Here is a 22,379-nt window from a genome sequence, read left to right as displayed (position 1 = left end):
CGCGGCGGGCTCAGGCCCCACCGCCCGGTCGGCACCCCAGCCGGCGGCCCCCTCCGAGGTGGGGGCCGCCCGACCATCCCAGGAGGCACAGTCCCGTGCGCGACTTCCTCGACCGCCACCCCGGACTCGCGAAGCTCGCGCGGGAGGTCGGCAGGTTCGGCTCCGTGGGCGCCGCGGCCTACGCGGTGCAGCTGGGGACGACCAACCTGCTGTGGAGCGCGGCGGGGGCGGCCCCCCTCACCGGCCAGGTGGTCGGCACGCTGTGCTCCATCGCGGTGGCCTTTGTCGGCAACCGGTTCTGGACCTTCGGCGACCGGACCCGTACCGGCTACGGCCGTGAGACGGTGCTGTTCCTGGCCATGAACGGTGTGGGCATGCTGATCCAGCTGGCCTGCCTGGGCTTCTCCGTGTACGCGCTGGGCCTCGACGGCCCGCTGGCGCGCAACATCGCGGGCAACGTGGTGGGCGTGGGGCTCGGCACGTTCTTCCGGTTCTTCTCCTACCGGACGTGGGTCTTCCCCGAACAGCCGGAGAACCCCTCACGCGAACCGGCCACGTAGCCGGGGGGCCGCGGCCGGGACCTCCGCGCTCCTGCGGCGCACCCCGCGCCGGTTCGCCAACCACACCACCACCAGCGTGTACAGCCCCACCTGGACCAGTGTCAGGAGCAGGATCAGCGGCGAACCCGCTCCCAGGGGCAGGCCGGAGCCGACCACCAGGCCCGTGCCGATCTGCTCCATGCGCCCCTCGAAGACGCACAGCGTGAACTGCACGAGGCTGTTGACCACGTGCAGGCCGACCGCGGCCTCCAGACCGCCGGTGCGCCAGGTCAGCCAGGCCGTTCCCAGCCCCATGACCGCGAGGGCCGCGGTCGTCCACACCTCGTCCGGGTGCGTGGCCAGGTACAGCGCCGCGAACAGGGTCCCGCTGGCCAGGATGGCCGGTCCCGGAGAGCGCAGCACCCGCGACACCGCCGACCCGCCGCCCCGCTCGCCGGACCGGGCGCCGATCGCGCCCACCAGCTGCATGAGCAGACCGCGCATGGTGAGCTCCTCGGCCGCCGACTGGAACGGCACCAGCAGCACGATGACCGTCATCGCCGCGGCGAACACCTCGGTTCCGCCGGTCGCCTCGCTGGGCACCAGGCCCGGGTGGAGGGCCTTGGCCAGGGGCAGGAACGCCGCGGCGCACAGGGCGACCGGGAAGACGGCCACCACCGTGCAGCGCGCCAGCCAGCCCCAGCGCAGGCGGCCCTCCACCGACAGCAGGGAGCCGATCCGGCGCCACTGCACCACGCGCACGAGGAAGAGGACGATGGGTATGAACAGCGCCGACGACAGCAGGCCGAAGGCCAGTTCGGCGATCGTGCTGATGGTGACCGACTCCGGGGCCAGGCCGCTGCCGCCGATGATCGCCACGATCGTCACGGACAGGAGGATCGCCATCCACAGAAAGAACGCCAGGACCGCGAAGACGGCCAGGGTCAGCGGCGTGGTCCACCAGCGGAAGCGGGAGGTGCGGCCGAGCCTGTGGTAGGACTCACCCTCGGGGAGTTCCGCGCAGGCGAACTCGCTGGTGCGTACCGGTCTCGGCGGCGGCCAGGCCCACACGGACGGATCCGCGCCGGCGACGGGGTGGCCCCCCGGCGGCGTCAGTCCTCCCCCGCCCGGCGGGCCCGCCCAGGTCTGCTCCTGCGTGTAGGAACCGGCGGCCCGCCCCTCGGGCCCCTCGGGCGCGGCGGGCCAGGACGAACCAGGCGGTGGCGGCACATTTCCCATCGTGCGCCGAGACTACTATCCGGGCATGTATCGCCAGCGTTAAGGCCATGCCGTTATCACCCGACCACGGTACGCACAGGCCGGTGGACGTGACCGGCGCCCGTCCCGCTCCCCGGAATGCGGCGTGCGCCGCCCTGGTTGAACAGGGTGGCCCGCCGGAGCGACACCGCAGGCCGTTGACCTCGTCCCGCTGACCTACGATTGAGTACATGTCCTCCACACCATCCACCGAGCAGGTGCACAAAGCCCTGGCCACGGTGCAAGATCCGGAGATCCACCGTCCCATCACCGACCTAGGCATGGTCAAGAGCGTCGACATCGCCGATGACGGTGTCGTGAACGTCGGCATCTACCTCACGGTGGCCGGATGTCCGATGAAGGGCCGTATCGAGAAGGACGTGACCGAAGCGGTGACCAAGGTCGCCGGGGTCACCTCCGTGCGCGTCGAACTCGACGTGATGAGCGACGAGCAGCGCAAGGAGCTGCAGAGCAAGCTGCGCGGCGGCCAGGCGGAGAAGGAGATCCCCTTCGCCAAGCCGAACTCGCTCACCAGGGTCTTCGCCGTCGCCTCCGGCAAGGGCGGCGTCGGCAAGTCGTCCGTCACCGTGAACCTGGCCGCGGCCATGGCCGCCCAGGGCCACAAGGTCGGTGTCGTCGACGCCGACATCTACGGCCACTCGGTGCCGCGCATGCTCGGCGCGACGGACTTCCCGACCAAGGTCGAGGACATGATCCTGCCGCCCACCGCGCACGGCGTGAAGGTCATCTCGGTCGGCATGTTCACCCAGGGCAACCAGCCCGTGGTCTGGCGCGGCCCGATGCTGCACCGCGCGCTGCAGCAGTTCCTGTCGGACGTGTTCTGGGGGGACCTGGACGTCCTGCTGATGGACCTGCCCCCGGGCACCGGTGACATCGCCATCTCCACCGCGCAGCTGCTCCCGAGCGCCGAGCTGCTCGTGGTGACCACCCCGCAGCAGGCCGCCGCCGAGGTCGCCGAGCGCGCGGGCGCCATCACCGCCCAGACCCACCAGCGGATCACGGGCGTGATCGAGAACATGTCGTACTACGTCCCGCCGGGCGGCGGGGAGCCGGTGCACCTGTTCGGCGAGGGCGGTGGCCGCACGGTCGCCGACGCCCTCAGCCGCACCCTGGGCATGGACATCCCGCTGCTGGGCCAGGTGCCGCTGGACACCCGCCTCCGCGAGGGCGGCGACGAGGGCAGGCCCCTGGTGCTGACCGAGCCCGAGGCCGAGGCCAGCAAGGTGATCACCTCGGTCGCCGACACGCTGGTCGGCAAGCCGCGCGGACTGGCCGGCATGCAGCTGGGCATCTCCCCGGCGGGCCGCTGACCCGTTCGCCTTCGGGCCCCGTCCCGGTCGGGCCCCGGCGAGAGGACGCGCGTGAGGCCCCCGAGCAGCCGCTCGGGGGCCTCACGCGTGTGCCGGGGCCGGGGAGCGCCCGATCAGTCCTCGTCGGAGGAGCCCAGTGTGACCGTGGCGGTGTCCCGTTCCCCGTCGCGCTCGTACTCGACCTCGACCTCGTCGCCCGGACTGAGACCGCGCAGCATCGCGAGCAGCTCCTGGCCCGAGTCCACCCGGTCCCCGTCCAGGGCGACGATCACGTCGCCGGACCGCAGGCCCGCCTCGTCGGCCGGGCCGCCCTCCTCCACCGCTCCGGAGCCCTCGGCGATGACCGCGCCCGCGATCGGGCTGTCCAGGTCGATGTCGGCCCCGATGTCGGCGTACTCGGCCTCCCCGTGCTCGATGAGCCGTTCCACGACCCGTTCGACCTCACTCGACGGGATCGCGAAGCCCAGGCCGATGTTGCCCGAGGGCTCACCCATGTAGCCCATGGTCACGATCATCGAGTTGACCCCGATGACCCGCCCCCGCAGGTCCACCAGCGGACCGCCGGAGTTGCCCGGGTTGATGGCGGCGTCGGTCTGCAGCGCGTAGAAGCGGCTGGCGTTCTCGCCCTCCCCGGAGGTGACCGGGCGGTTGACGGCGCTGATGATGCCCTGGGTGACGGTCGTGTTGAGTCCCAGGGGCGCGCCGATGGCGATCACCTCGTCCCCGACGATGACCTGCTCGGAGTCGCCGAACTCCAGCGGTTCGACGTCGATGGGGTCCGTCAGCGACAGCACCGCGAGGTCGGAACTGGGATCGGCGCCGACCACGGAGGCGTCGGAGCGGCTGCCGTCGCTGTACTCCACGACGATGCCGTCCGCCTGCAGTTCGGAGGAGACGTGGTCGTTGGTCACCACGTAGTCGCCGTCGATGACGAACCCGGATCCGCCCCCCTGCGCCCGGGGGTCGGCGCTCTGGATCGCCACCACGCTCGGGCTCACCCGCTGGGCCACGCCCGCGATGCTGTCGGGGTCGCGCCGGGGGGCCTCCGGCGGCGGCTCGTTGATGACCGGTCCCTCCTCCGGCTCCGCCTCGGCGGTCCCTGAGCCGCTGAGGAAGGTGCCCGCGACACCGCCCGCGCCACCGGCGATGAGCGCGACGACGAGCATGCCGGACAGCGCCATCCACGCCGGGATGCCGCGCCGTCGGGCCGCGGGGGGCGGCACTGCGTACTGGGCGTACTGGGCGTGCTGGGCGTGCTGGGCCTGGACCTCGGGGCCACCGGGGACCGGGGGGACACCGGGGGCCGGGGGTGCTCCCGGGGCCGGGGGGACACCGGGCCGCTGCCCGCCCGCCCCGGGGGGCGGGGTGTGGTTCACGGGGCCGCCGGGGGCGGGGGTACGGGGGGCCTGCACGCCGTGGGTCCCGGGGCCGGGCGGCGGTGCGGCGGCCCGCCCCGGATGCGGGGGGTGTTCCGCGGGCGCCTGACCCCGCGCACGCGCCCTGTCCGGCGCGGCACGCTCAGGGGGTGTTCCACCGCCCGGCGGGATCGCCCGTCCGGGCTCCCCGCGATGCTCCGGACGGCCGCTTTCCTCGCTCAAGACCTGCTCCGTATGTCGCTTGGCTTTCGGTCGACACGCGGCTCGGCGAGGGACTAGACGAACCCCAACCGGGACAGGCCGCGCTGCACTCTGGCCCAGAAGCCGGAACCCCCGGGCTCCGGCAGCGCGGTCACGGCCGACGAGGCCAGCCCCGCGGGGGCGTCGGCGAGCACCGTGTAGACGAAGCCGTCCGCCTGCCACATGCTCTGGTACTGGCCCGTGTCGCCGCCGAAGATCGTGTCATGTTGTGGTGTGACGCCGTCTCCCCCCGTTCCGGTTCCGACGTATCCGTTCCGGAGTGCGGGGGAATGGCCGGTGTCCAGCTTCCCACGTTGGGCGAAAACCGACACCTGGGACAAGCCATCCGAATAGACCAGGTGCACGACCCGGCGCCCGGCGTGCCGGGTGGACCGCGCGTCGACCAGCCGCAGGTTCCAGGCCAGGTACTCGGGGAGGTACCAGCCCCGCTTGCGCAGGTCGGCGCGTTCGGCCTCGGTCAGGGCGTCCCCCCAGGGCGCTCCCCCGGTCTCGCCGTCGGGCCACCGGCCCCCGCCCAGGACGAGGCCGGTGAGGCGGACGCTGAGCGCGGGCTCTCCGTCGGCCCCGTAGACCGTCCGGCCCAGGAGCAGGCCGGTGTCGGTGTCCACCCAGAACCGCCCGGCGACGGTGCCGTCGGCGCGTTCGGCCTCCACCACGCGGGCCCGTCTGCCGTCCAGGTCGGCGACGCCCGCGTCCGAGACGGCGTAGGTGTCCTGGAGCATGCTCAGCAGGCGCTCGTCCAGCGACTCCAGGGCGGAGGAGGAGCGCACCACGAGGGCGGACCCCTCGTCGCCGACGGGGGCCAGGGCCATGCCGACTCCGGGCCTGCTCACCACGCGTACGCGGACCTCCCGGTCCTCCACGCCCTCCGGTCCGGTCATCTCCCGCACGGCGGAGTAGGCGACCTCGTCCTCCGCGGCGGCGGCGCGGCGCAGTACCGGCATCCCCTTGTCCGGCCCCTCCGCGGGAACCGCGGCGGAGCCGGGGCAGGTGGCGGCGGTGAGCAGGAGCGCGCACAGCAGTACCACGACGAGGAGTACGACCGGGGCGGAGTGCGCGGAGGAGTGTCCCTCCGCGCTCACCGGGTGGTTTCGGAGGAGCCGTGCGGGACGTCGGAGGCCGCGGGAGAGGGGTCGACCACCGGCATGCTGCGGCTGGTCACCGCGTGCTCGAACGCGTAGTCGGACAGGCGGGGCTCGACCACCGGCGCCTCCTCGGAGTCGCCCCCGGCGACGAAGGCGCTGCCGATCAGGGCCGTGGCCACGGCGAGGCCCGCGACGGCGTAGCGGCCGCCGGGGAAGTCCGGGAACAGGTGGGCGAGGCGGTCGCCGCCGAAGCGTCGGCGGTCCGACCGCTCGGTGCGTCCGGGCTGGACCGGGGACGCGCCACCGGGCGCCGGGGCGGCTCCGGGCACGGTGGCCGGGTGTCCGCCCCCCGGAAGGCCGCCGAGGGGGCGCGAGGAGCCCAGGGGCGGGCCGGCCCCGAAGCCCGCGCCGCCGGGCGGCGGGTCGAAGGGGTCCCGGCCGGAGGGCCCGGGGTCGCGGGACAGGCTGGTGAGCCGCCCCATGAAGTCCATGTCGGGTTCGGGCTCGCACAGGCCGTTCAGCCGGCGCTTGAGGCGACGCATCATGTCGGCCTCGAAACGGCACGGCTCGCACTTGGCCAGGTGGATGAGGGCACTCTCGTGCTCGGCCGGGCCCAGTTCCCCGTCGACGAGCGCGGAGAGACGCTCTCCGAGGTGTTCCATACTCACTCCGCCTCCCCGTTGATCACGTTTCCACCGCTGCGCGCCTCGCTGTCGGCGGCCAGGGACCGCCGGTGCTCCAGGGCCCTGCGCAGTTGGGCGCGGCCCCGGTGGATGCGGCTGCGGACGGTGCCGAGTTTGACGTCGAGCGTCGCCGCGATCTCCTCGTAGGAGAGCCCCTCGATGTCGCACAGGACGACGGGGGCGCGGAACTCGGCGGGCAGCGCGTCCAGCGCGGACTGGATGTCGGCGTCGAAGTGCCGGTCGTCGTAGCGCTGGGCGGGCGAGGGCTCACGGCCTTCCAGGCGTTCGTCGGCGTTGTCGGCCAGGCCCTCGAAGCGGATGCGGGCCCTGCGCCGGGCCATGTCGAGGAAGAGGTTGGTGGTGATGCGGTGCAGCCACCCCTCGAAGGTTCCGGGGGTGTAGTTGGCCAGGGAGCGGAAGACCCGGATGAAGACCTCCTGGGTGAGGTCCTCGGCGTCGTGCTTGTTGCCGGTCAGCCTGTAGGCGAGCCGGTACACGCGCGGAGAGTGGGTCCGGACGACCTCGTCCCAGCTCGGGGGTTCCCATGCCTCGAATTCCACGGCAGGGCCGGACTCTGGCACCGCTGCTCCCTTCATCCCGTCGATTCGCCACCAGGCTGGTCGGGGGGAGTTTGCTTCGTGGCGATCAACGTGCGTTCATCCCGATTCAACGCCGGGGGACGTGGATTAAGTTCCCGTCGCCACGCTCGGAGTTCGGTCCGGATCAGGCTAGTCTTTTGCCAGGGACATGACCTGGCCGCAACCGTCATTCTACGGTGGGTGACCATTTCCTGGTCAGAGCCCCACCAGACATAGGAACACCGCAGTGGGAGGCCGTCATCGCCAGCCCGGAGGAGACCGCGGCCCGGATCACCTGGGTCCGCGCCGAACAGGCTCAGTTCGAGCGCAACGCCATGGAGGACGAGCCCCTGGCGGACGCCTACGAGGCGGGGAGCCGCTCGTCGGCGCCGCCGGTGGACGCAGCGACGGGTACCGCCCTGCGCTTCCTGGCCGCGTCGATCGGCGCGCGGTCCGTGGTGGAGATCGGCACGGGGTGCGGCGCCTCGGGGATCTGGCTGCTGCGGGGGATGGCCCCGGACGGGATCCTGACCACGGTGGACACCAACGCCGCCTACCAGGACTACGCGCGCTCGGCGTTGGCCCGCGCGGGTTTCGGACCCGGGCGCGCCCGGCTGATCCGGGGGACCGCCCTGCAGGTGCTGCCGAGGCTGACCGACGGCGGATACGACCTGGTGTTCGTGGACGCCGACACGGTGTCCTATCCCCTGTACCTGGACGAGGCGCTGCGCCTGCTCCGCCCGGGCGGGATGGTGGTGTTCAACGGCGCCATGGTGGCCTCCTCCGAGCCGGACGGGCCGCTGCGCGTACCCGACCCGCGAGAGACCGCCGTGCGCGAGGTGATCCGCCGGGTACGCGAGGAGGAGGAGTTCATCCCCATGCTGATGCCCGTCGGCGAGGGGCTGCTGGCCGCCATCCGCTGAGCGCACGCCCGCCCCGGGGCCCGGGGCGGGCACAGCGGGCTAGCGGTCGGCGAGCCAGCGCAGCAGGGTGCGCGTGGCGAAGGCCGTGCCTCCCTTGGTGAGCAGGCCGTCCTCCTTCATCGACCGGCCGGGACCGGCGATGTCCAGGTGGGCCCAGGACACACCGCCGGTGAACTCGCGCAGGAACAGGGCCGCGTCGGTGGCCCCGGCGGGGCCGAACTCGGAGCGGGTCCCGATGTTGGCCAGGTCCGCCACCCGGGACCTGGTCGTCTCGGTGTACTCCTCGGTCAGCGGCATCCGCCACAGGGGTTCGCCGGAGGCCGCGCCGGCGTTCTCCAGCTCGGCGGCGAGCGCGTCGTCGGTGCTGTAGAGCGCGCCCGTGCCGGTACCGAGCGCGACCTTCGCCGCGCCGGTCAGGGTCGCGACGTCCACCAGCACGTCCGGGGCCAGCTCGGCGACCGCGTAGCCCATGGCGTCGGCCAGGACCAGGCGGCCCTCGGCGTCGGAGTTGAGCACCTCGACGGTCGTGCCGGAGTAGGTGGTGAGCACGTCGCCGATCCGGACGGAGTCACCGGAGAAGGCGTTCTCCGCCAGCGCCAGCAGGCCGGTCACCCGTACCGGGGCGCCCACGGCTGACAGCGCCGAGAGGACCGCGAGCACGATCGCCGAGCCGCTCATGTCGGTCTTCATCAGCGACATGTTGTCGTTGGGCTTGAGCGAGAGGCCGCCGGTGTCGAACGTGATGCCCTTGCCGACCAGCACGACGTGCGCGGCGGGGTTCTCAGGGGTGTAGGAGAGCTGGACCAGCCGCGGGGGGCGCGACGATCCCCGGCCGACGCCGAGGATGGCGCCGAAGCCGTCCCTCTCCAGCTCCTCCTCGTCCCAGACCCGCACCCGCAGGCCGGAGTCCCCGGCGACCTCGCGGGCGCGGGAGGCCATCCACTCGGGGTCCTTGGACAGGGACGGGGTGTTGATGAGGTCGCGGGCCAGGGCGGTGGCCTCGGCCAGCCGGGTCCCGCGGGCCAGGGCGTCGGCGAGGTCGCCGGCGCCGACCACGTCGATCACCGGGGCGGGTCGCTTCCCGGCCGGGGTCTCGGCGGTCTTGAGGCTGAAGGTGTAGGAGGCCAGGAGCGCGCCCTCGGCGAAGGCCGTCGCGGCGTCGCCTCCGACTCCGGGCCAGGCGAAGGCCACGCGCTCGTTTCCCCGGGCGGCCCGGGACAGGGCGGCGCCGGCCTTCCGGAGGTCGTCGGGGGAACCCGAACCGACCCCCAGAAGCGCCAGGCGGGCCAGGCCCTGGTCACGGGGCACCGGGAACTGGGCCAGCTCACCGGGTTTCCCGGCGAGCGAGTAGTGCGCGAACAGGTCGGTGAGCGGAGCCGGAAGCACCTGTGTCAGGCCGCCGTCGGCGACCCCCTCGTCCTCCGTCGGTCCGCCGTCTCCCGAGAGCACGGGAAGGACCAGCAGGTCCGCGGCGGATTCGGCGAGACTCCCCGGGCGGGGGCGGATCTCCGTGGCGAATGGCACAGGTCGCTCACAATCGTTCGCTGTCGTGGGGGTCTACGACCTCGGGGGTCGTCGGGGCGTTCCGGCCCGGTGGGGGAAGAACGTGGATGCGTCTAGCCGACGACGCCCTTGAGCGCGTCCCGGAGTTCGGTCGCCTCGTCCGGCGTCAGTTCGACGACCAGGCGTCCGCCGCCCTCCAGCGGTACCCGCATGATGATGCCGCGGCCCTCCTTGGTGACCTCCATCGGCCCGTCGCTGGTCCTCGGCTTCATGGCCGCCATGCCATTCCCCTTTCTAGGTGTTCCTCGCGGGTGACCGGGGCCGACCCACAGCACCGGCGCCGATCCGCTCGGCCCGTCTCGGCTCCGGAACCGTAGGCCGGTTCCGTGTGACTCGTGCCCGTGTGGCTTAAGGGACGTGAATCACTCTTCGACCATTATCTCGGAGGTTCGCCCCCGTGTGTGCGCCAGGCAGCGGCCGGACCGCCGTCACGGGCACCCACCCACGAGGAATCATTGGTCAGTAAGGTTATATCGGTCCTGACCGAAACCCGCTGAGAGCGCGAGGGCCGACCGGACTCCTGCCCCGGGACGGGGAATTGAACCGCACCGGTCAAGGACGCTCCGGCAACAACTCCGACCTGCGCTTTTCCATACCCGGGGACACCGGCGGGCACGGCGGGGAGGGGCCCGTCGGGTCTCCTCCGCAGGGGACGCCTCCAGGTGGCCCGGACCGCGTCCAGCCGGACCGACGGATTCGATTCGGTCCGCTCAGACCAGGTCGCCCGTCGAGATCATCCGAGTGCCCTCGCGGGTGACCGACGACCACTCCGCCCTCAGTCCAGCGCCGTCCGCCGCGGGCCACACGGTCAGCTCGGCCTCGTCCACACAGCGCTCCTGGGGGTCGGCGGTCTCCGTGTAGAGGTAGACGCGCCGGTTGCTGTCGCCCGCCGACAGCACGAGCGTCCCGGAGCAGGAGAAGGTCGTCCAGGCGGTGCTGCCGCGCTCGGCGCCCTCCTCGATCCGGACCTCGGCGTGCCAGTCGGCGACGTGGTCGCCCTCGGTGTCCACCTGGACCATCTCACCGGACCAGGATCCGACGAACTCCTCGGCCGGTGCCGTGATCTCCTCCGCTCCCCCGTCGGCGGGCTCGGCGAGCAGGGCCCAGGCGGCGGCGCCTCCGCCGATCAGCAGGACGGCCAGCACGGCCGAGGCCGAGGCGATGACCTGGCGGCGGCGCCTGCCGTTGTGCCGGGTGGACCTGGGCGGTGGCCACAGGGACAGCTGCTGCACGGGGGAAACGGCCGTGGCGGAGGAAGCGGGCTGTTCGCGCCTGTCCCCAGCTCCCGACTCCAGTTCGGCTGCTGTGTCCATCCTCGCCATCCTCAACGATGCTGCGCCCGCTCCGGCGAAGCGGGGGTACACAAGTACAGCGATTGAGAATAGGGCACGCGAACGCACCGATTCGCCCAGGAACGGCACCGCTGGTGTGATGCAGGACACATGCCGAAGAAGCACCAGGTCAGGCCGGAGCGCCCCGGCGTGGGGAACCCCGGCCGGGCGCGCACACCGCGGGAGTCAGCGGTTGCCGCCGCTGGCCGGGGCGCCGTCGGACCCACGCGCACCGCCCTCGGACCCACGCGCACCGCTGTCAGCCTCACGCGCACCGCCGTCGGCGGTCACGGCCTCCTCCGCTCCGCCGTCGGCCCGCGACGGGACCGACGCGCCGCGCCCGGCGCCCGCCGTTCCCTCCCTCTCGGGGGCGTAGGCGTCGCCGGGCAGGCGCGAGCCGGGCCGGGGACCGGTCCCCTCGGGGACGTACGACGGGTCGAGGCGGGACAGGCGCCACTCCAGGTCCTCGATGCGCTCCTCGCGCTCGCGCAGGGTGGCGGTCAGGCGCAGCAGCAGTTCGTCGACGGCGCGCACGTGGTAGCCCCACATGGCGAGGGGCAGCATCAGGCGGCCGAGGTCGAAGGCCTGGACGGGACGGTCGTCGGGCAGGGCCAGCGGGGGGTAGTCGGCCTCGAAGCGGGCGAGCTGGCCGCCCTTGCCGAGCACGACGTACACGACGCCGACGAGCACGGCCAGCGCGGCGGCGGCAACGAGGACCATGATGAGAACAGGCACGGACACGATCGTGCCACACCCGGCCGACCGGGAGGGCCGCGCGGAAGGGGCACGGCGGGTCCCCGGACCGTGACGGCCCGTACGCGCCGACCCGCCGTACCGCTCCCCTACTGTTCGGGGCCGGGCCGCTCCTCCGACTCCTCGTGCTGGCGGGCGATGTCCAGGTGGGACTTGCGGATGATGTCGACGACCTCGTCGGGGTCGTCGACGACCTGGACCAGCTCCATGTCGTGCGGCTTGATGAGCCCGTTCTCCAGCAGGCTGTCCCGGATCCAGTCCCTCAGCCCGCCCCAGAACTCGCTGCCGACCAGCACGATGGGGAACCGGGTGACCTTGCTCGTCTGCACGAGGGTGGAGGCCTCGAACAGCTCGTCCAGGGTGCCGAAGCCCCCGGGCAGCACCACGAAGGCCTGGGAGTACTTCACGAACATCGTCTTGCGGACGAAGAAGTACCGGAAGGTCATGCCCATGTCGATGTAGTCGTTGAGCGTCTGCTCGAACGGCAGCTCGATCCCGAGCCCGACGGACAGCCCTCCCGCCTTCTGGGCGCCCTTGTTGACGGCCTCCATCATCCCCGGCCCGCCGCCGGTGATGGTCGCGTACCCCGTCTGGGCGAGCTTGGCGCCCATCTCGACGCCGATGTCGTAGTAGCGGTTGCCGGGCCTGATCCTGGCCGACCCGAACACGCTCACCGCCGAGGGCAGCTCCGACAGCAGGCCGAAGCCCTCCACGAACTCCGACTGGATGCGCAGCACACGCCAGGGGTCGGTGTGCACCCAGTCCGTGGGCCCCCGCTGGTCGAGGAGCCGCTGGTCCGTCGTCGTGTTGGGGATGGAGCTGCCCCGGTAGGTGAGGGGGCCCGCCCGGCGCACGTTCTCTTCCGGTTCCCGCTCTTCTGGTTCCGTTGGTTCCGTCATGCCGTAAAGCTATCCGCGCCGGACCAGCTCACACCTGAACCACGCGTAACGCGGCGATGACCACAAACGGCCGCCTCGTCCGCGGCCTCCGCGACCGTGGCCGACCACGGAGCCGGACACGGCCGCGGCGGGCGGCCCGGCGGACTCAGCGGGCTCCGGTCAGCCAGGCGGCCATGCGCTCCTCGGCCTCGTGGATCCTGGCCGTCTCGGCGTACTCGTCCTTGGTGTGGGCGAGCATCGGGTCGCCGGGGCCGTAGTTGACCGCGGGTACGCCCAGCTCGGAGAAGCGGGACACGTCGGTCCAGCCGAGCTTGGCGCGGGCCCGGCCCTCCCCCACGGCCGCGACGAACGCGGCGGCCGACGGGTCGTCCAGCCCGGGACGGGCGGGGGCGGCCGCGTCCACCACCGTCACCTCGAACCCGTCGAAGACCTCCCGCAGGTGCGCCTCGGCGTCGGCCACCGACAGGTCGGGGGCGAACCGGTAGTTGACCTTGACCACGCACTCGTCGGGGATGACGTTGCCCGCGACGCCGCCCTCGATGAACACGGCGTTGAGGCCCTCATGGAAGCGCAGTCCCTCCACCTCGGGCTCGCGGGGGGTGTAGGCGCGTAGGACGTCCAGGACCGCACCGGCGCCGTGGATCGCGTTCTCTCCCATCCAGGAGCGGGCGCTGTGGGCGCGCTTGCCCCTGGCGGTGACCTCCACCCGCATGGTGCCCTGGCAGCCGCCCTCGATGACGCCGTCGGTGGGCTCCATGAGGATGGCGAAGTCCCCGGCCAGCCACTCGGGGTGGTTGCGGGCCAGGCGGAGCAGGCCGTTGCGGGAGGCGTCGACCTCCTCGTTGTCGTAGAAGACGTAGGTGAGGTCGTGCACCGGCTCGGCGACCAGTCCGGCCAGCCTGAGCTGGACGGCGACACCGGCCTTCATGTCGGAGGTGCCGCACCCGTAGAGGCGGCCGTCGACGGTGCGGGAGGGGACGTTGTCGACGATGGGGACGGTGTCGATGTGCCCGGCGACGACGACGCGGCGGGCACGGCCGAGGTCCGTGCGGGCGACGACGGCGTCGCCGTCGCGGGTGACGGCGAGGTGGGGCAGGGCCGACAGGGCGTTCTCGATGGCGTCGGCGAGGACCTTCTCGTCACCGCTCTCGGAGCGGATGTCCACGAGGGAGGCGGTCAGTGCCGCCGCGTCCGAGGTCAGGTCCAGCATGTGTCGCCCCGTTTCGGTGAGGTCGGAAGGCCGCCGCGCCGCGGGGGCGGGAGGCCGCGTCTTCTCTTCGCCCCTACATCTACCGCATCCCCGCCCCCGCGCACCCCCGTGCCCCCGCGGCCCCGGAAGACACGAGGGGCGCCCCCCGTGTACGGAAAGAGGCGCCCCTGGAAGGTGCGGGAACCGCTAGGCGTTGACGCCGTGCTCGCGGAGCAGGTCGTTCAGGGCGAGCTTGTCGTGCTCCTGGCCCTTCTCCAGGCGCTTGAGCACGAGCAGCACCGGCATGCCGAAGTCGCCGCCGGGGAAGCTCTTGGTGCGGTTGGCGGTGACGCACACCGACCAGGCCGGGGCCTCGCCGCGCGGGAGCTCCTCGCCGGTCTCGGCGTCGAACACGCGGGTGGAGGAGGTCAGGATGGTGCCCGCGCCGAGCTTGGCGCCGGTGCGCACACGGGCGCCCTCGACGACCATGCTGCGGGAGCCGAGGAAGGCGTCGTCCTCGATGACCACCGGGGAGGCCTGCGGGGGTTCGAGGACACCGCCGACGCCGACGCCGCCGGACAGGTGGACGTTCTCGCCGACCTGGGCGCAGGAGCCGACCGTGGCCCAGGTGTCGACCATGGTGCCCGAACCGACGTGGGCGCCGATGTTGGTGAAGGACGGCATCAGGACGACGCCGGGAGCGAGGTAGGAGCCCCAGCGGGCGACGGCGCCCGCGACGACGCGGACACCGTCGAAGCGGGTCTTGAGCGGCATGCGGTCGTGGTAGTAGAAGTCGCCGACCTGCGACTCCTGCATGTCCAGGACCTTGAAGCCGAGGAGGATGGAGCGCTTGGCGCGTTCGTCGACCACGACCTCGTCGGTGGAGGGGTCTACGAAGGCCACACGGGCCTTGCCCTCGTCGATCTGGTCGATCGCGCCGGTGATGGTCTCACGCGCCTCGGCGTGGCCGGGCGTGAGTTCGGCGCGCCTCTCCCAGAGTTCGTCGATCTGGTCGGGCAGCGGGCTGGAGTACGAGCTGGTCATGTGCACCCACGTTAGCCGCTCCCCGGGAGTGACGGAGAACCGCCGCCGCGGATGTGCCGATCGCCTCCGTACGGGCGCACTGCCGCTTCTCGCGGCGGCGACTACAATGCGGCGGTGGCGCCGCGTGCGCCCCTCGCGCGGCACGGGAGACGGCAAGGACCCGCCTCCCCGGGCGGCGCGCCCATCCTGTCGCCGACCTTTGGTTCGCCTGTGCCCAGTAAGCGCCGGAGGCTCTCCGCCTTCGTCAAGATCCTCCTCTCCCTGGCCCTCGTGTGCGGTCTCCTCGTCGCCGGGGCCTACTACGTGCTGACCACGTTCGAGCCGCTCGACACCACCCCTCCCCCGGAGCCGGGGTGCCGCCTGGAGCTGGCCGACGGCAAGTACCCGATGGAGGGCGCACAGGCCATGAGCGCGACCACCGTGGGCGGGGTGGCCTTCAGCCGGGACCTGCCGCCGGAGGCCGTGACCGTCGCCTACGCGACGGTGTGGCAGGAGTCGGCGTTCTACAACGTGGAGTACGGGGACCGGGACTCCCTGGGCCTGTTCCAGCAGCGCCCCTCGCAGGAGTGGGGCGAGCCGGAGGAGATCCTCGACCCGGTGTTCTCCAGCCGCTCGTTCTACGACGAGCTGGTGGAGGTCGACGGCTGGAGGACCATCCCGGTGTTCGAGGCGGCCCAGGCCGTGCAGCACAGCGCGGACGGCTACGCCTACGACCAGCACGAACCCCTGTCCAAGCGGATGGCCGAGGTGTTCACCGGCGAGCGGGGACCGGCGGTGACCTGCTGGTACGACGCCGAGACCGTGGAGGAGCTGCGGGCCGGCGACGCGGACGTCGCCGGCGCCGAGGAGGAGATGGCCCGGGTGTTCGGCACCGCTCCGGACGACCTGCCGGTGGCCGGGGACCAGGAGCCGCGGACCGGCGACCTGGGATGGGCGATGGCCCTGTGGGCGGTGGCCCACGCCCAGGAGTACGGACTGGCCTCGGTGGCGTACGGCGACCAGCAGTGGCACGCGTCGGACGGCGTGGACGGCGCCGAGGGCTGGAGCACGAACAAGGGCGCCGGCACCGGGGGCCGCGTCGTCCTGAAGTAGGGCGCGGCCCCGCGGGCTCAGGCCAGGCGCCCGGCCGCGGCCTCCACCCGCTCGTCGGTGGCGGTGAACGCCACACGCACGTGGCCGGCCCCCGCGGAGCCGTAGAAGTCGCCGGGGGCCACCAGCACACCGCGCTCGGCGAGGTGGGCGACCGCGCCCCAGGCGTCGTGGTCGGGGTGGCTCGCCCACAGGTACAGGCCGGCCTCGGAGTGCTCGATGCGCCAGCCCGCCTCCTCGAAGGCCTCGCGGAGCCTGGCGCGGCGGAACCGGTAGCGCTCCTTCTGCTCGGCGGCGTGCGCGTCGTCGTCCAACGCGGCCCCCATGGCGGCCTGGACGGGCGCCGGGACGATCATCCCGGCGTGCTTGCGCACCGCCAGCAGCTCCCCGACCAGCGCGGGGTCGCCGGCGACGAAGGCCGCGCGGTACCCGGCCAGGTTGGAGCGCTTGGACAGCGAGTGCACGGCCAGCAGGTTCTCGTGGGAGCCGCCGCACACGTCCGGGTGCAGGATGGACACCGGCTCGGTGCCGTCCCAGCCCAGGTCGAGGTAGCACTCGTCGGAGGCGACGATCGCCCCGCGCTCACGGGCCCACTGGACGACCTTGCGCAGGTGCGCGACGCCCAGCACGCGCCCGGTCGGGTTGCTCGGTGAGTTCACCCACACCAGGCCGACCGGGGCGGGGCCGAGGGCGGCCAGGCCGTCGGAGGCCACGGGGGTCGCCCCGGCGATGCGCGCGCCGATGTCGTAGGTGGGGTAGGCCAGTTCGGGATGGACGACCGTGTCGCCCGCGCCCAACCCCAGGAGGGTGGGCAGCCAGGCCACGAGCTCCTTGGACCCCACGGTGGGTAGGACCGCTCCCTCGGCCACGCGCACGCCGTGGCGGCGCTCCAGCCACCCCTCGATGGACGCGCGCAGCTTCGGGGTGCCCCACGTCTGCGGATACCCGGGCGCGTCGGCGGCGTCGGCGACGGCCTTGCGGAGCAGGGCGGGCACCGGGTCGACGGGGGTGCCGACGGACAGGTCGGCGATGCCGTCGGGGTGCTCCGAGGCCTTCTGCTTGTACGGCGCCAGCCGGTCCCACGGGAAGGTCGGAAGCCGGTCCGCCACGGGTCGCCGCTCGGCCATCGGTACACACTCCATCCAGTTCGGGTCTGCACAAGAAACGCGCCGGCCCCCGTGCACGGGGGCCGGCGCGACACGTCGCCTCGGGGCCGCGCGCGTGCGCCCCTCTGCGCCATCGGGGCGCGCGCCGCTCGGAAGGGGCCGCCGGGACCCGCCCGGCGCGCCGCCGGACTACTCGGCCTGCGGCGGCAGCTTGGCGACGATCGGGTGGTCGCGGTCGATCTTGCCGACCTTGGAGGCGCCGCCCGGGGAGCCCAGGTCGTCGAAGAAGTCGACGTTGGCCTTGTAGAACTCGGACCACTGCTCGGGCAGGTCGTCCTCGTAGTAGATGGCCTCGACCGGGCAGACCGGCTCGCACGCACCGCAGTCCACACACTCGTCCGGGTGGATGTAGAGCATGCGGTCACCCTCGTAGATGCAGTCCACGGGGCACTCGTCAATGCACGCCTTGTCCAGCACATCAACACAGGGCTGCGCGATGACGTAGGTCACGTCGTACTCCTTGTCTCACCCCCGCTTACCCACGGGGGAGGCGGGGACCTTTCAGAGCCTTCGGCGGGGTCGGCGTGCGGGCGCCCTGCCCCCGCTCCCGGGCTCTGCAAGCGATTGGCACAGATGTCGTACTCCTAGTATGACGGCGGAGAACACCCAGCGCACATTCGGGGGGCATTTCCATGCACATGAGGGGACGTCTCGTCCACCGGATCTCCCCGGAGGACATCGGTCGGCGGGTCTCTGTACGAATTCGCCTCCCCGAGGGCGGGTTCACCGATATCGTCGGTGTGGTGGAGTCCTGGGACGACGGCGTTCTCACCGTGCGCCGGCGCGACGGCTCCGCGGTGGAGGTCGTGGAGTCGGCCATCGCCGCGAGCCGTGTCGTTCCCCCCGTTCCCCCGCGCCGTCGCGGCGGGCGCCCTCCGCAGGCGCCCTGACCCCGTGCCGTCCCGGACCTCACGACACTGACGTGACGAGGGCACCGTCCACCCGGTGGAGCGGTGCCCGGCGCGCATGTCGCGCCTGAACAGAGGCATTCTTCCTCCCATGCGGGGTAGAAGACGCACAGTCCCGGGGGTGGGCCCAGCCGACCCGCCGGAACCGACAACGAAGCATCGCGCCCCCCGGCGGCACACCCACGCGGAACGGGCGCCAGGTACGCGGGGAGGTGGTGAGCGCCCATCATGCGCGAAGCAGTAGCGTCCGCCCTCGCCGAACTGGCCCGACGGGACGAGCGGGCGGCCGACATGGCCCGGGCGGCGCTGGACACGCTGGCACCGGAGCAGAGGATCGAGGGACTCAACCAGCACACCGTCCAGCGGTTCTGCTGGTACGAGCTGCCGGTCCGCTTCCAGAACTCCGCCGAGGACCAGCTGTTCGCGGCCCGCTCCCTCGGCAACCTCTTCTCCCTCCTGCAGCTGTACCGGTACGCGCAGATCTGCTCGGCCCCGGCGACCGCGACCCTGCTCACCGTCTACGCCGAGGACCACGCCGCCGGGCTGGCCATGTACGAGCGGCTCATGTGGGAGTCGGGGGTGGAGCCGCCGGACCTGCCCGAGCTGACCTGGGGCACCGCGGTCGGCGACGCGGAGATCCGGGCCCGCCACGAGACCGCGTCCGCCCTGGAGCTGGCGATCTCGCTGGGTGACGTGCGCCCCGGCAAGCGCGGATGGCGCCCCGCGCAGGAGCGGTTCGCCCGCTCCTTCCTCACCCAGCCGGACAACCGGGGGCTGAGCCACCTGGACCGCATCCGCGAGGAGCGGGTACGGGCCTGGCTGAGCTCGTCCGCGCACCCGCACCGGCAGCGCCTGTGGCCGCTGGTGGGCCAGATCATCGCGGGCGCGGACGTGCCGCGCGCCGCGGACGCGGTGATGGCGCCGCTGCAGCGGCTGCTGGACCTGGCGGCGGAGGGCATCGCGCTCACCCAGATCGGCTACATCTCGCCGAGCGTGGTGCGGCAGATGTGCGTGGACTTCGGATGGCGGACCTCGCCCGAGCCGCCGCGCAGCGAGACCGACGCCACCCAGCTGATCGCCCTGCACCAGGCGTTGCGGGGGATGCGCGCGGTGCGCAGGTCGGGCCGGCGCCTGGTGCTGACCCGGCGCGGCCGCCAGCTGCGGGAGGACCCCGAGGCGCTGTGGCAGGCGGCCGCCGAGGCGCCGTGCCGCACCGGCGGGCTGGAGCAGGCCGCCGCGGAGACGCTGCTGGGCATGCTGCTGGCGCGCACCCCGCAGGGCACGGGGTCCCACGTGCGCCGCGGCGAGTCGGACGTGGAGACGGCCGAGCGGGCGCTGACCGAGTCGGGTTGGGTCCCGGTGGAGCCGCCGGTGACCGCGGGAAGGCACGCGGCATCGCACCGGCGGACCGCGGAGACGGCCTCGGACCAGGTGCGCGCGCTGGTGATGGCGGTCAGCTGGCTGCTGGAGGCCCTGGGGCTGCTCACCGACGACGACGGTTCGGGGCGCCGGGAGCTGACCGTGCCGGGCCGGGCCTTCGCGATCGCCTGCCTGCACCAGTCGGCGGTGGCCCCCCGGGCCGTGGTGTAGCCGGTCCGGCCGTCCGCCGCCGGGCCCGGCGGCGGGCGGGAGCGTCGGGCGCGGACCGGCGGACACGGCACGGGCCCCGCGGGGCACCCGCTGCGGAGAGGTGCTCCGCAGGGCCTAATCTGGACGCGGACCACCCGCGAGCAGCAGGAGCACCATGCCCACGCCCGAGCCGTCGCAGCAGGCGGAGACGACCGACGTGCCCGAGCCCGAACAGGCCGGGGCGGTCGGATCCGACCCGTGGGAGCAGATGCCCGAGGACGCCCTCAACCGTCCGAACCTGGGGAGCGCCGACGACGGCGCCTCCGGGACCGGAGCGGAGGCGGGGGGCGCGGTGCAACCGGACGGGGAGCCCTCCGCGGACGGCGTGGACGGGGACCCCGGCGGGGACTCCGGCCGCGCTCCGTCCGGGAGCTGGGCCGACTTCCTGCCCAGCCCGGTGTTCGTCCTGCTGCTGGGCCTGACCGGCTTCGCGGGCTGGCTGTCGTGGCAGGCCGTCGAACTGGACTGGGCCGCCGACGGCACGAACGTCACCCCGCTGATCCCGCCGCTGCTCATCCTGCTCGGCTGGATCGCCTCCCTGGCCGTGCACGAGTTCGCGCACGCGCTGGCCGCCTACCTGGCGGGCGACCGGTCCCTGCGCGGCAGCGCCTACCTGCGCCTGAACCCGTTCGCCTACCGGCAGGCCTTCGCCGGCCTGGTCCTGCCCTCGGTCTACCTCTGCCTCGGCGCCTTCGGCCTGACCGGCCCGCCCACCTACGTGGACTGGGCGCGGATCCCGTCCCGGGGCCGCCGCGCGCTGGTGGCGCTCGCCGGACCCCTGGCCAGCCTCCTGCTGGCCGCCGCCCTCGCCGCCGCCGTGTCGGTCCTGGTGCCCCCGGGCAACGACACCACCAACTGGGCGATCTCGGCGATGGCGCTCCTGTGCTTCGCGAACCTGACCACCGCCCTGGTCAACCTGCTGCCGGTCCCGGGCCTGGACGGCTTCGAGGTGCTGGCCGCCCGGGCACGGAGCCCGTGGATCCGGACCGCGCGCGCCAACGCGCTGTTCGGATCGGTCGCCGTGTTCGCGGTCCTGTGGTTCCCGGGCCTCAACGACGCCCTGGTGAACCTGGTCTACGCCCTGTTCGACCTGGTCCTGCCCAACCCGGTGTTCGCCGGGATCGCCTTCTACGGCGAGCTGCTCCTGCAGTTCTGGGTCTGACGGGGAGCCGGGCGAAGCGGAGCGGAGCCCCGGAGCAAGCACCGTTCGGGTGCCAGCGGGGTTCCGGAGGTGCCGTAGGCGGGTTCATGAGGGACGAGTGAACCCGCCCGGAGGCGCCGAGGGTTCCCGCCTTCGGGGCGCCCGGACACGGGGCGGAGCGGGGCCCCGAAGGAACACGGCGCCTACTCCGGGGAGCGCATGCTCCGGTAGCCCGGGGGCGCCACGGGCCGCGGTTCGGTCAGGAAGGCGAAGACCCCGCTGTGGATGACCGCGAACACCAGCACCAGCATCGCCCCGAACAGGTAGGCGTTGTGCATGATGTGGTTGGTGAGCAGCAGGTCCCCGCCCGGCATGTAGCCGACCACGGCGACCACCGAGGCCAGGAAGCCGACCGCGAAGGCCACCGACGCGGAGGGGCGGCGGCCGCCCCACGCGCACAGGCGGCAGGCGGCGTACAGCAGCGCCAGGAAGGCCAGCAGTCCCACGACCGCCAGGGTCCGGGCCCACGGTCCCGCCGCCCAGTAGAGGGTCAGCCAGCCCGCGCCGGTGACGGAGAACAGCCCCACCGCGGCGCCGAGCGGCAGCAGGACCACGAGGGTGGCCGCGGTCAGTGCCGGGGACAGGATCCCCCGGGAGGTCTCGCCCTCCGGGGACGGTGCGGTCTCAGGTGTGGTCACGGTAGACGAGGGTAGACGGTCCGTCCCACCGGCCGCGGTCACAGCCCCGCGAACAGGTCGGTCTCGTACTCCCCGCGGTGGGTGCGCGGTGTCGGGCCCCTCAGCAGGGTGAAGTACTCGACGGCGTCGATCTCCTGCGCGATGCCGTTGGACAGCGCGAAGCGCTCGCCCTCCACCGTGATCTGGGTGGCGTGGGAGCGCATCGCCAGCGCCTTGGCCGCCCAGTGGCCGGTGGCGTCCACACGGGTGGTCACCGCCGTGTCGGGGGTGCCCCGGGCGATGTCGGACACCCGCGCGGGCGGAGTGAAGGGTCCCGCCTCCTCGTTGAGCCGCGCGATGGACTCCTCGATGCGCGAGACCGGCTGGGCGATGGCGTAGAGCTTGCGTACCTGCCAGGGCGTGCCGGGCACGGAGCGGTCCGCGGCCCGGGTGAAGGCCCGGCGGGTGATCCGGTGGGCCTGGACGTGGTCGGGGTGCCCGTAGCCGCCGTGCTCGTCGTAGCTGACCAGCACGTGCGGGCGGACCTCGCGGACGATCTCCGCCAGCCGTGCGGCGGCCTCCTCCACGTCCGCGCCCCAGAAGGCCCTCGGGTGGTCGTTGCCGGGCGCGCCCATCATCCCCGAGTCCCGGTAGCGGCCCGGGCCGCCCAGGAAGCGGTGGTCGCGCACGCCCAGGGCGAGGCAGGCCTTGTCGAGCTCGCCGATCCGGTACTCGCCGAGGGTGTCCTCGCGGTCGGAGGCCAGGTGCGCGAGGTCCGGCGGGATGACCTCCCCCTCCTCCCCCAGCGTGCAGGTCACCAGGGTGACGCCCGCTCCCTCCGCCGCGTACTTGGCCAGGGTGGCACCGGTGACGATGCTCTCGTCGTCCGGGTGCGCGTGCACCATCATCAGTCGCCTGTCAGTCACGTGGGGAACGATACCGGCCGCGTACGCGCGG

General features: G+C 73.0%; 23 protein-coding genes. 7 read left to right on the top strand and 16 right to left on the bottom strand.

Annotation, left to right across the window (positions count from 1 at the left end):
- Positions 1–95 precede the first annotated feature (95 nt).
- The gene (locus tag A6A08_RS19435) at positions 96–560 is read left to right on the top strand and encodes a GtrA family protein (RefSeq protein WP_073704054.1); all 465 of its coding nucleotides are present in this window, start codon (positions 96–98) and stop codon (positions 558–560) included.
- On the opposite strand, the gene A6A08_RS19430 is transcribed toward A6A08_RS19435, so the two are convergent.
- On the bottom strand, positions 540–1,778 hold the full coding sequence (locus tag A6A08_RS19430; RefSeq protein ID WP_199866989.1) for a CPBP family intramembrane glutamic endopeptidase: 1,239 nt from the start codon (positions 1,776–1,778) through the stop codon (positions 540–542). The genes A6A08_RS19435 and A6A08_RS19430 overlap by 21 nt on opposite strands.
- 209 nt (positions 1,779–1,987) lie before the next feature.
- Between A6A08_RS19430 and A6A08_RS19425 the strand changes: the two genes are divergently transcribed.
- The gene (locus A6A08_RS19425; RefSeq protein WP_073704052.1) at positions 1,988–3,127 is read left to right on the top strand and encodes an Mrp/NBP35 family ATP-binding protein; all 1,140 of its coding nucleotides are present in this window, start codon (positions 1,988–1,990) and stop codon (positions 3,125–3,127) included.
- Positions 3,128–3,240: 113 nt separating this feature from the next.
- On the opposite strand, the gene A6A08_RS19420 is transcribed toward A6A08_RS19425, so the two are convergent.
- From A6A08_RS19420 to sigE, 4 genes are all read right to left on the bottom strand, one after another.
- On the bottom strand, positions 3,241–4,308 hold the full coding sequence (locus tag A6A08_RS19420) for a S1C family serine protease (protein ID WP_083609196.1): 1,068 nt from the start codon (positions 4,306–4,308) through the stop codon (positions 3,241–3,243).
- A 470-nt stretch (positions 4,309–4,778) separates the two neighbouring features.
- Positions 4,779–5,846, bottom strand: a complete 1,068-nt coding sequence (locus A6A08_RS19415) for a transcriptional regulator (RefSeq protein ID WP_073704051.1) — start codon at positions 5,844–5,846, stop codon at positions 4,779–4,781.
- Positions 5,843–6,511: an anti-sigma factor gene (locus A6A08_RS19410; protein WP_073704050.1), complete on the bottom strand. Its 669-nt coding sequence runs from the start codon at positions 6,509–6,511 to the stop codon at positions 5,843–5,845. Before A6A08_RS19410 ends, A6A08_RS19415 begins: the two co-directional genes overlap by 4 nt.
- A gap of 2 nt (positions 6,512–6,513) precedes the next feature.
- Positions 6,514–7,128, bottom strand: a complete 615-nt coding sequence (sigE, locus tag A6A08_RS19405) for an RNA polymerase sigma factor SigE (RefSeq protein ID WP_073704049.1) — start codon at positions 7,126–7,128, stop codon at positions 6,514–6,516.
- A gap of 317 nt (positions 7,129–7,445) precedes the next feature.
- On the opposite strand from sigE, the gene A6A08_RS19400 reads away from it, so the two are divergent.
- Positions 7,446–8,033, top strand: a complete 588-nt coding sequence (locus A6A08_RS19400; RefSeq protein ID WP_073704380.1) for an O-methyltransferase — start codon at positions 7,446–7,448, stop codon at positions 8,031–8,033.
- Between the two features lie 39 nt (positions 8,034–8,072).
- Here A6A08_RS19400 and A6A08_RS19395 read toward each other — a convergent pair whose 3' ends face one another.
- The 7 genes from A6A08_RS19395 to A6A08_RS19365 form a co-directional block, all read right to left on the bottom strand.
- Positions 8,073–9,557 carry a leucyl aminopeptidase gene (locus A6A08_RS19395; RefSeq protein ID WP_073704048.1) on the bottom strand — a complete coding sequence of 495 codons (1,485 nt, stop codon included), beginning with the start codon at positions 9,555–9,557 and terminating at the stop codon, positions 8,073–8,075.
- A 92-nt stretch (positions 9,558–9,649) separates the two neighbouring features.
- A complete protein-coding gene (locus A6A08_RS19390; protein ID WP_017570816.1) occupies positions 9,650–9,817 on the bottom strand; it encodes a DUF3117 domain-containing protein in 168 nt (55 codons plus the stop codon).
- A 489-nt stretch (positions 9,818–10,306) separates the two neighbouring features.
- On the bottom strand, positions 10,307–10,909 hold the full coding sequence (locus A6A08_RS19385; RefSeq protein WP_073704047.1) for a hypothetical protein: 603 nt from the start codon (positions 10,907–10,909) through the stop codon (positions 10,307–10,309).
- Between the two features lie 204 nt (positions 10,910–11,113).
- The gene (locus A6A08_RS27730; RefSeq protein ID WP_073704379.1) at positions 11,114–11,662 is read right to left on the bottom strand and encodes a hypothetical protein; all 549 of its coding nucleotides are present in this window, start codon (positions 11,660–11,662) and stop codon (positions 11,114–11,116) included.
- A gap of 107 nt (positions 11,663–11,769) precedes the next feature.
- Positions 11,770–12,579, bottom strand: coding sequence for a TIGR00730 family Rossman fold protein (locus A6A08_RS19375; RefSeq protein WP_199866988.1), 810 nt, complete (start codon positions 12,577–12,579; stop codon positions 11,770–11,772).
- A gap of 145 nt (positions 12,580–12,724) precedes the next feature.
- The gene (gene dapE, locus A6A08_RS19370; protein ID WP_073704045.1) at positions 12,725–13,789 is read right to left on the bottom strand and encodes a succinyl-diaminopimelate desuccinylase; all 1,065 of its coding nucleotides are present in this window, start codon (positions 13,787–13,789) and stop codon (positions 12,725–12,727) included.
- Between the two features lie 186 nt (positions 13,790–13,975).
- Positions 13,976–14,812 (bottom strand): 2,3,4,5-tetrahydropyridine-2,6-dicarboxylate N-succinyltransferase, encoded by an 837-nt coding sequence (locus A6A08_RS19365; protein ID WP_073704044.1) that lies wholly within the window; start codon positions 14,810–14,812, stop codon positions 13,976–13,978.
- 210 nt (positions 14,813–15,022) lie between these two features.
- Between A6A08_RS19365 and A6A08_RS19360 the strand changes: the two genes are divergently transcribed.
- A complete protein-coding gene (locus tag A6A08_RS19360) occupies positions 15,023–15,904 on the top strand; it encodes a hypothetical protein (RefSeq protein ID WP_073704043.1) in 882 nt (293 codons plus the stop codon).
- Between the two features lie 17 nt (positions 15,905–15,921).
- On the opposite strand, the gene dapC is transcribed toward A6A08_RS19360, so the two are convergent.
- Positions 15,922–17,028: a succinyldiaminopimelate transaminase gene (dapC, locus tag A6A08_RS19355; RefSeq protein ID WP_073704042.1), complete on the bottom strand. Its 1,107-nt coding sequence runs from the start codon at positions 17,026–17,028 to the stop codon at positions 15,922–15,924.
- A gap of 168 nt (positions 17,029–17,196) precedes the next feature.
- Entirely contained in the window at positions 17,197–17,517 is a 321-nt protein-coding gene (fdxA, locus tag A6A08_RS19350) for a ferredoxin (protein ID WP_014908468.1), read from the bottom strand.
- A 182-nt stretch (positions 17,518–17,699) separates the two neighbouring features.
- Here fdxA and A6A08_RS19345 point away from each other — a divergent pair, with 182 nt between their 5' ends.
- The 3 genes from A6A08_RS19345 to A6A08_RS19335 all read left to right on the top strand — a co-directional run bounded on the left by A6A08_RS19345 (position 17,700) and on the right by A6A08_RS19335 (position 20,766).
- Complete coding sequence (locus A6A08_RS19345) at positions 17,700–17,957, top strand: hypothetical protein (protein ID WP_073704041.1); 258 nt, start codon at positions 17,700–17,702, stop codon at positions 17,955–17,957.
- A 246-nt stretch (positions 17,958–18,203) separates the two neighbouring features.
- Positions 18,204–19,565: a hypothetical protein gene (locus A6A08_RS19340; RefSeq protein WP_073704040.1), complete on the top strand. Its 1,362-nt coding sequence runs from the start codon at positions 18,204–18,206 to the stop codon at positions 19,563–19,565.
- A 154-nt stretch (positions 19,566–19,719) separates the two neighbouring features.
- The gene (locus A6A08_RS19335) at positions 19,720–20,766 is read left to right on the top strand and encodes a site-2 protease family protein (protein WP_073704039.1); all 1,047 of its coding nucleotides are present in this window, start codon (positions 19,720–19,722) and stop codon (positions 20,764–20,766) included.
- A gap of 182 nt (positions 20,767–20,948) precedes the next feature.
- On the opposite strand, the gene A6A08_RS19330 is transcribed toward A6A08_RS19335, so the two are convergent.
- Together A6A08_RS19330 and mshB are read right to left on the bottom strand one after the other, a co-directional pair.
- On the bottom strand, positions 20,949–21,443 hold the full coding sequence (locus A6A08_RS19330; protein ID WP_199866987.1) for a hypothetical protein: 495 nt from the start codon (positions 21,441–21,443) through the stop codon (positions 20,949–20,951).
- A gap of 38 nt (positions 21,444–21,481) precedes the next feature.
- Entirely contained in the window at positions 21,482–22,348 is an 867-nt protein-coding gene (mshB, locus tag A6A08_RS19325) for an N-acetyl-1-D-myo-inositol-2-amino-2-deoxy-alpha-D-glucopyranoside deacetylase (RefSeq protein ID WP_199866986.1), read from the bottom strand.
- Positions 22,349–22,379: the final 31 nt, after the last annotated feature.

The organism is Nocardiopsis sp. TSRI0078 (assembly GCF_001905145.1).
GTDB lineage: Bacteria > Actinomycetota > Actinomycetes > Streptosporangiales > Streptosporangiaceae > Nocardiopsis.
Note: the sequence above shows the minus strand (reverse complement) of the source record. Positions and strands in the feature narration are given on the sequence as shown.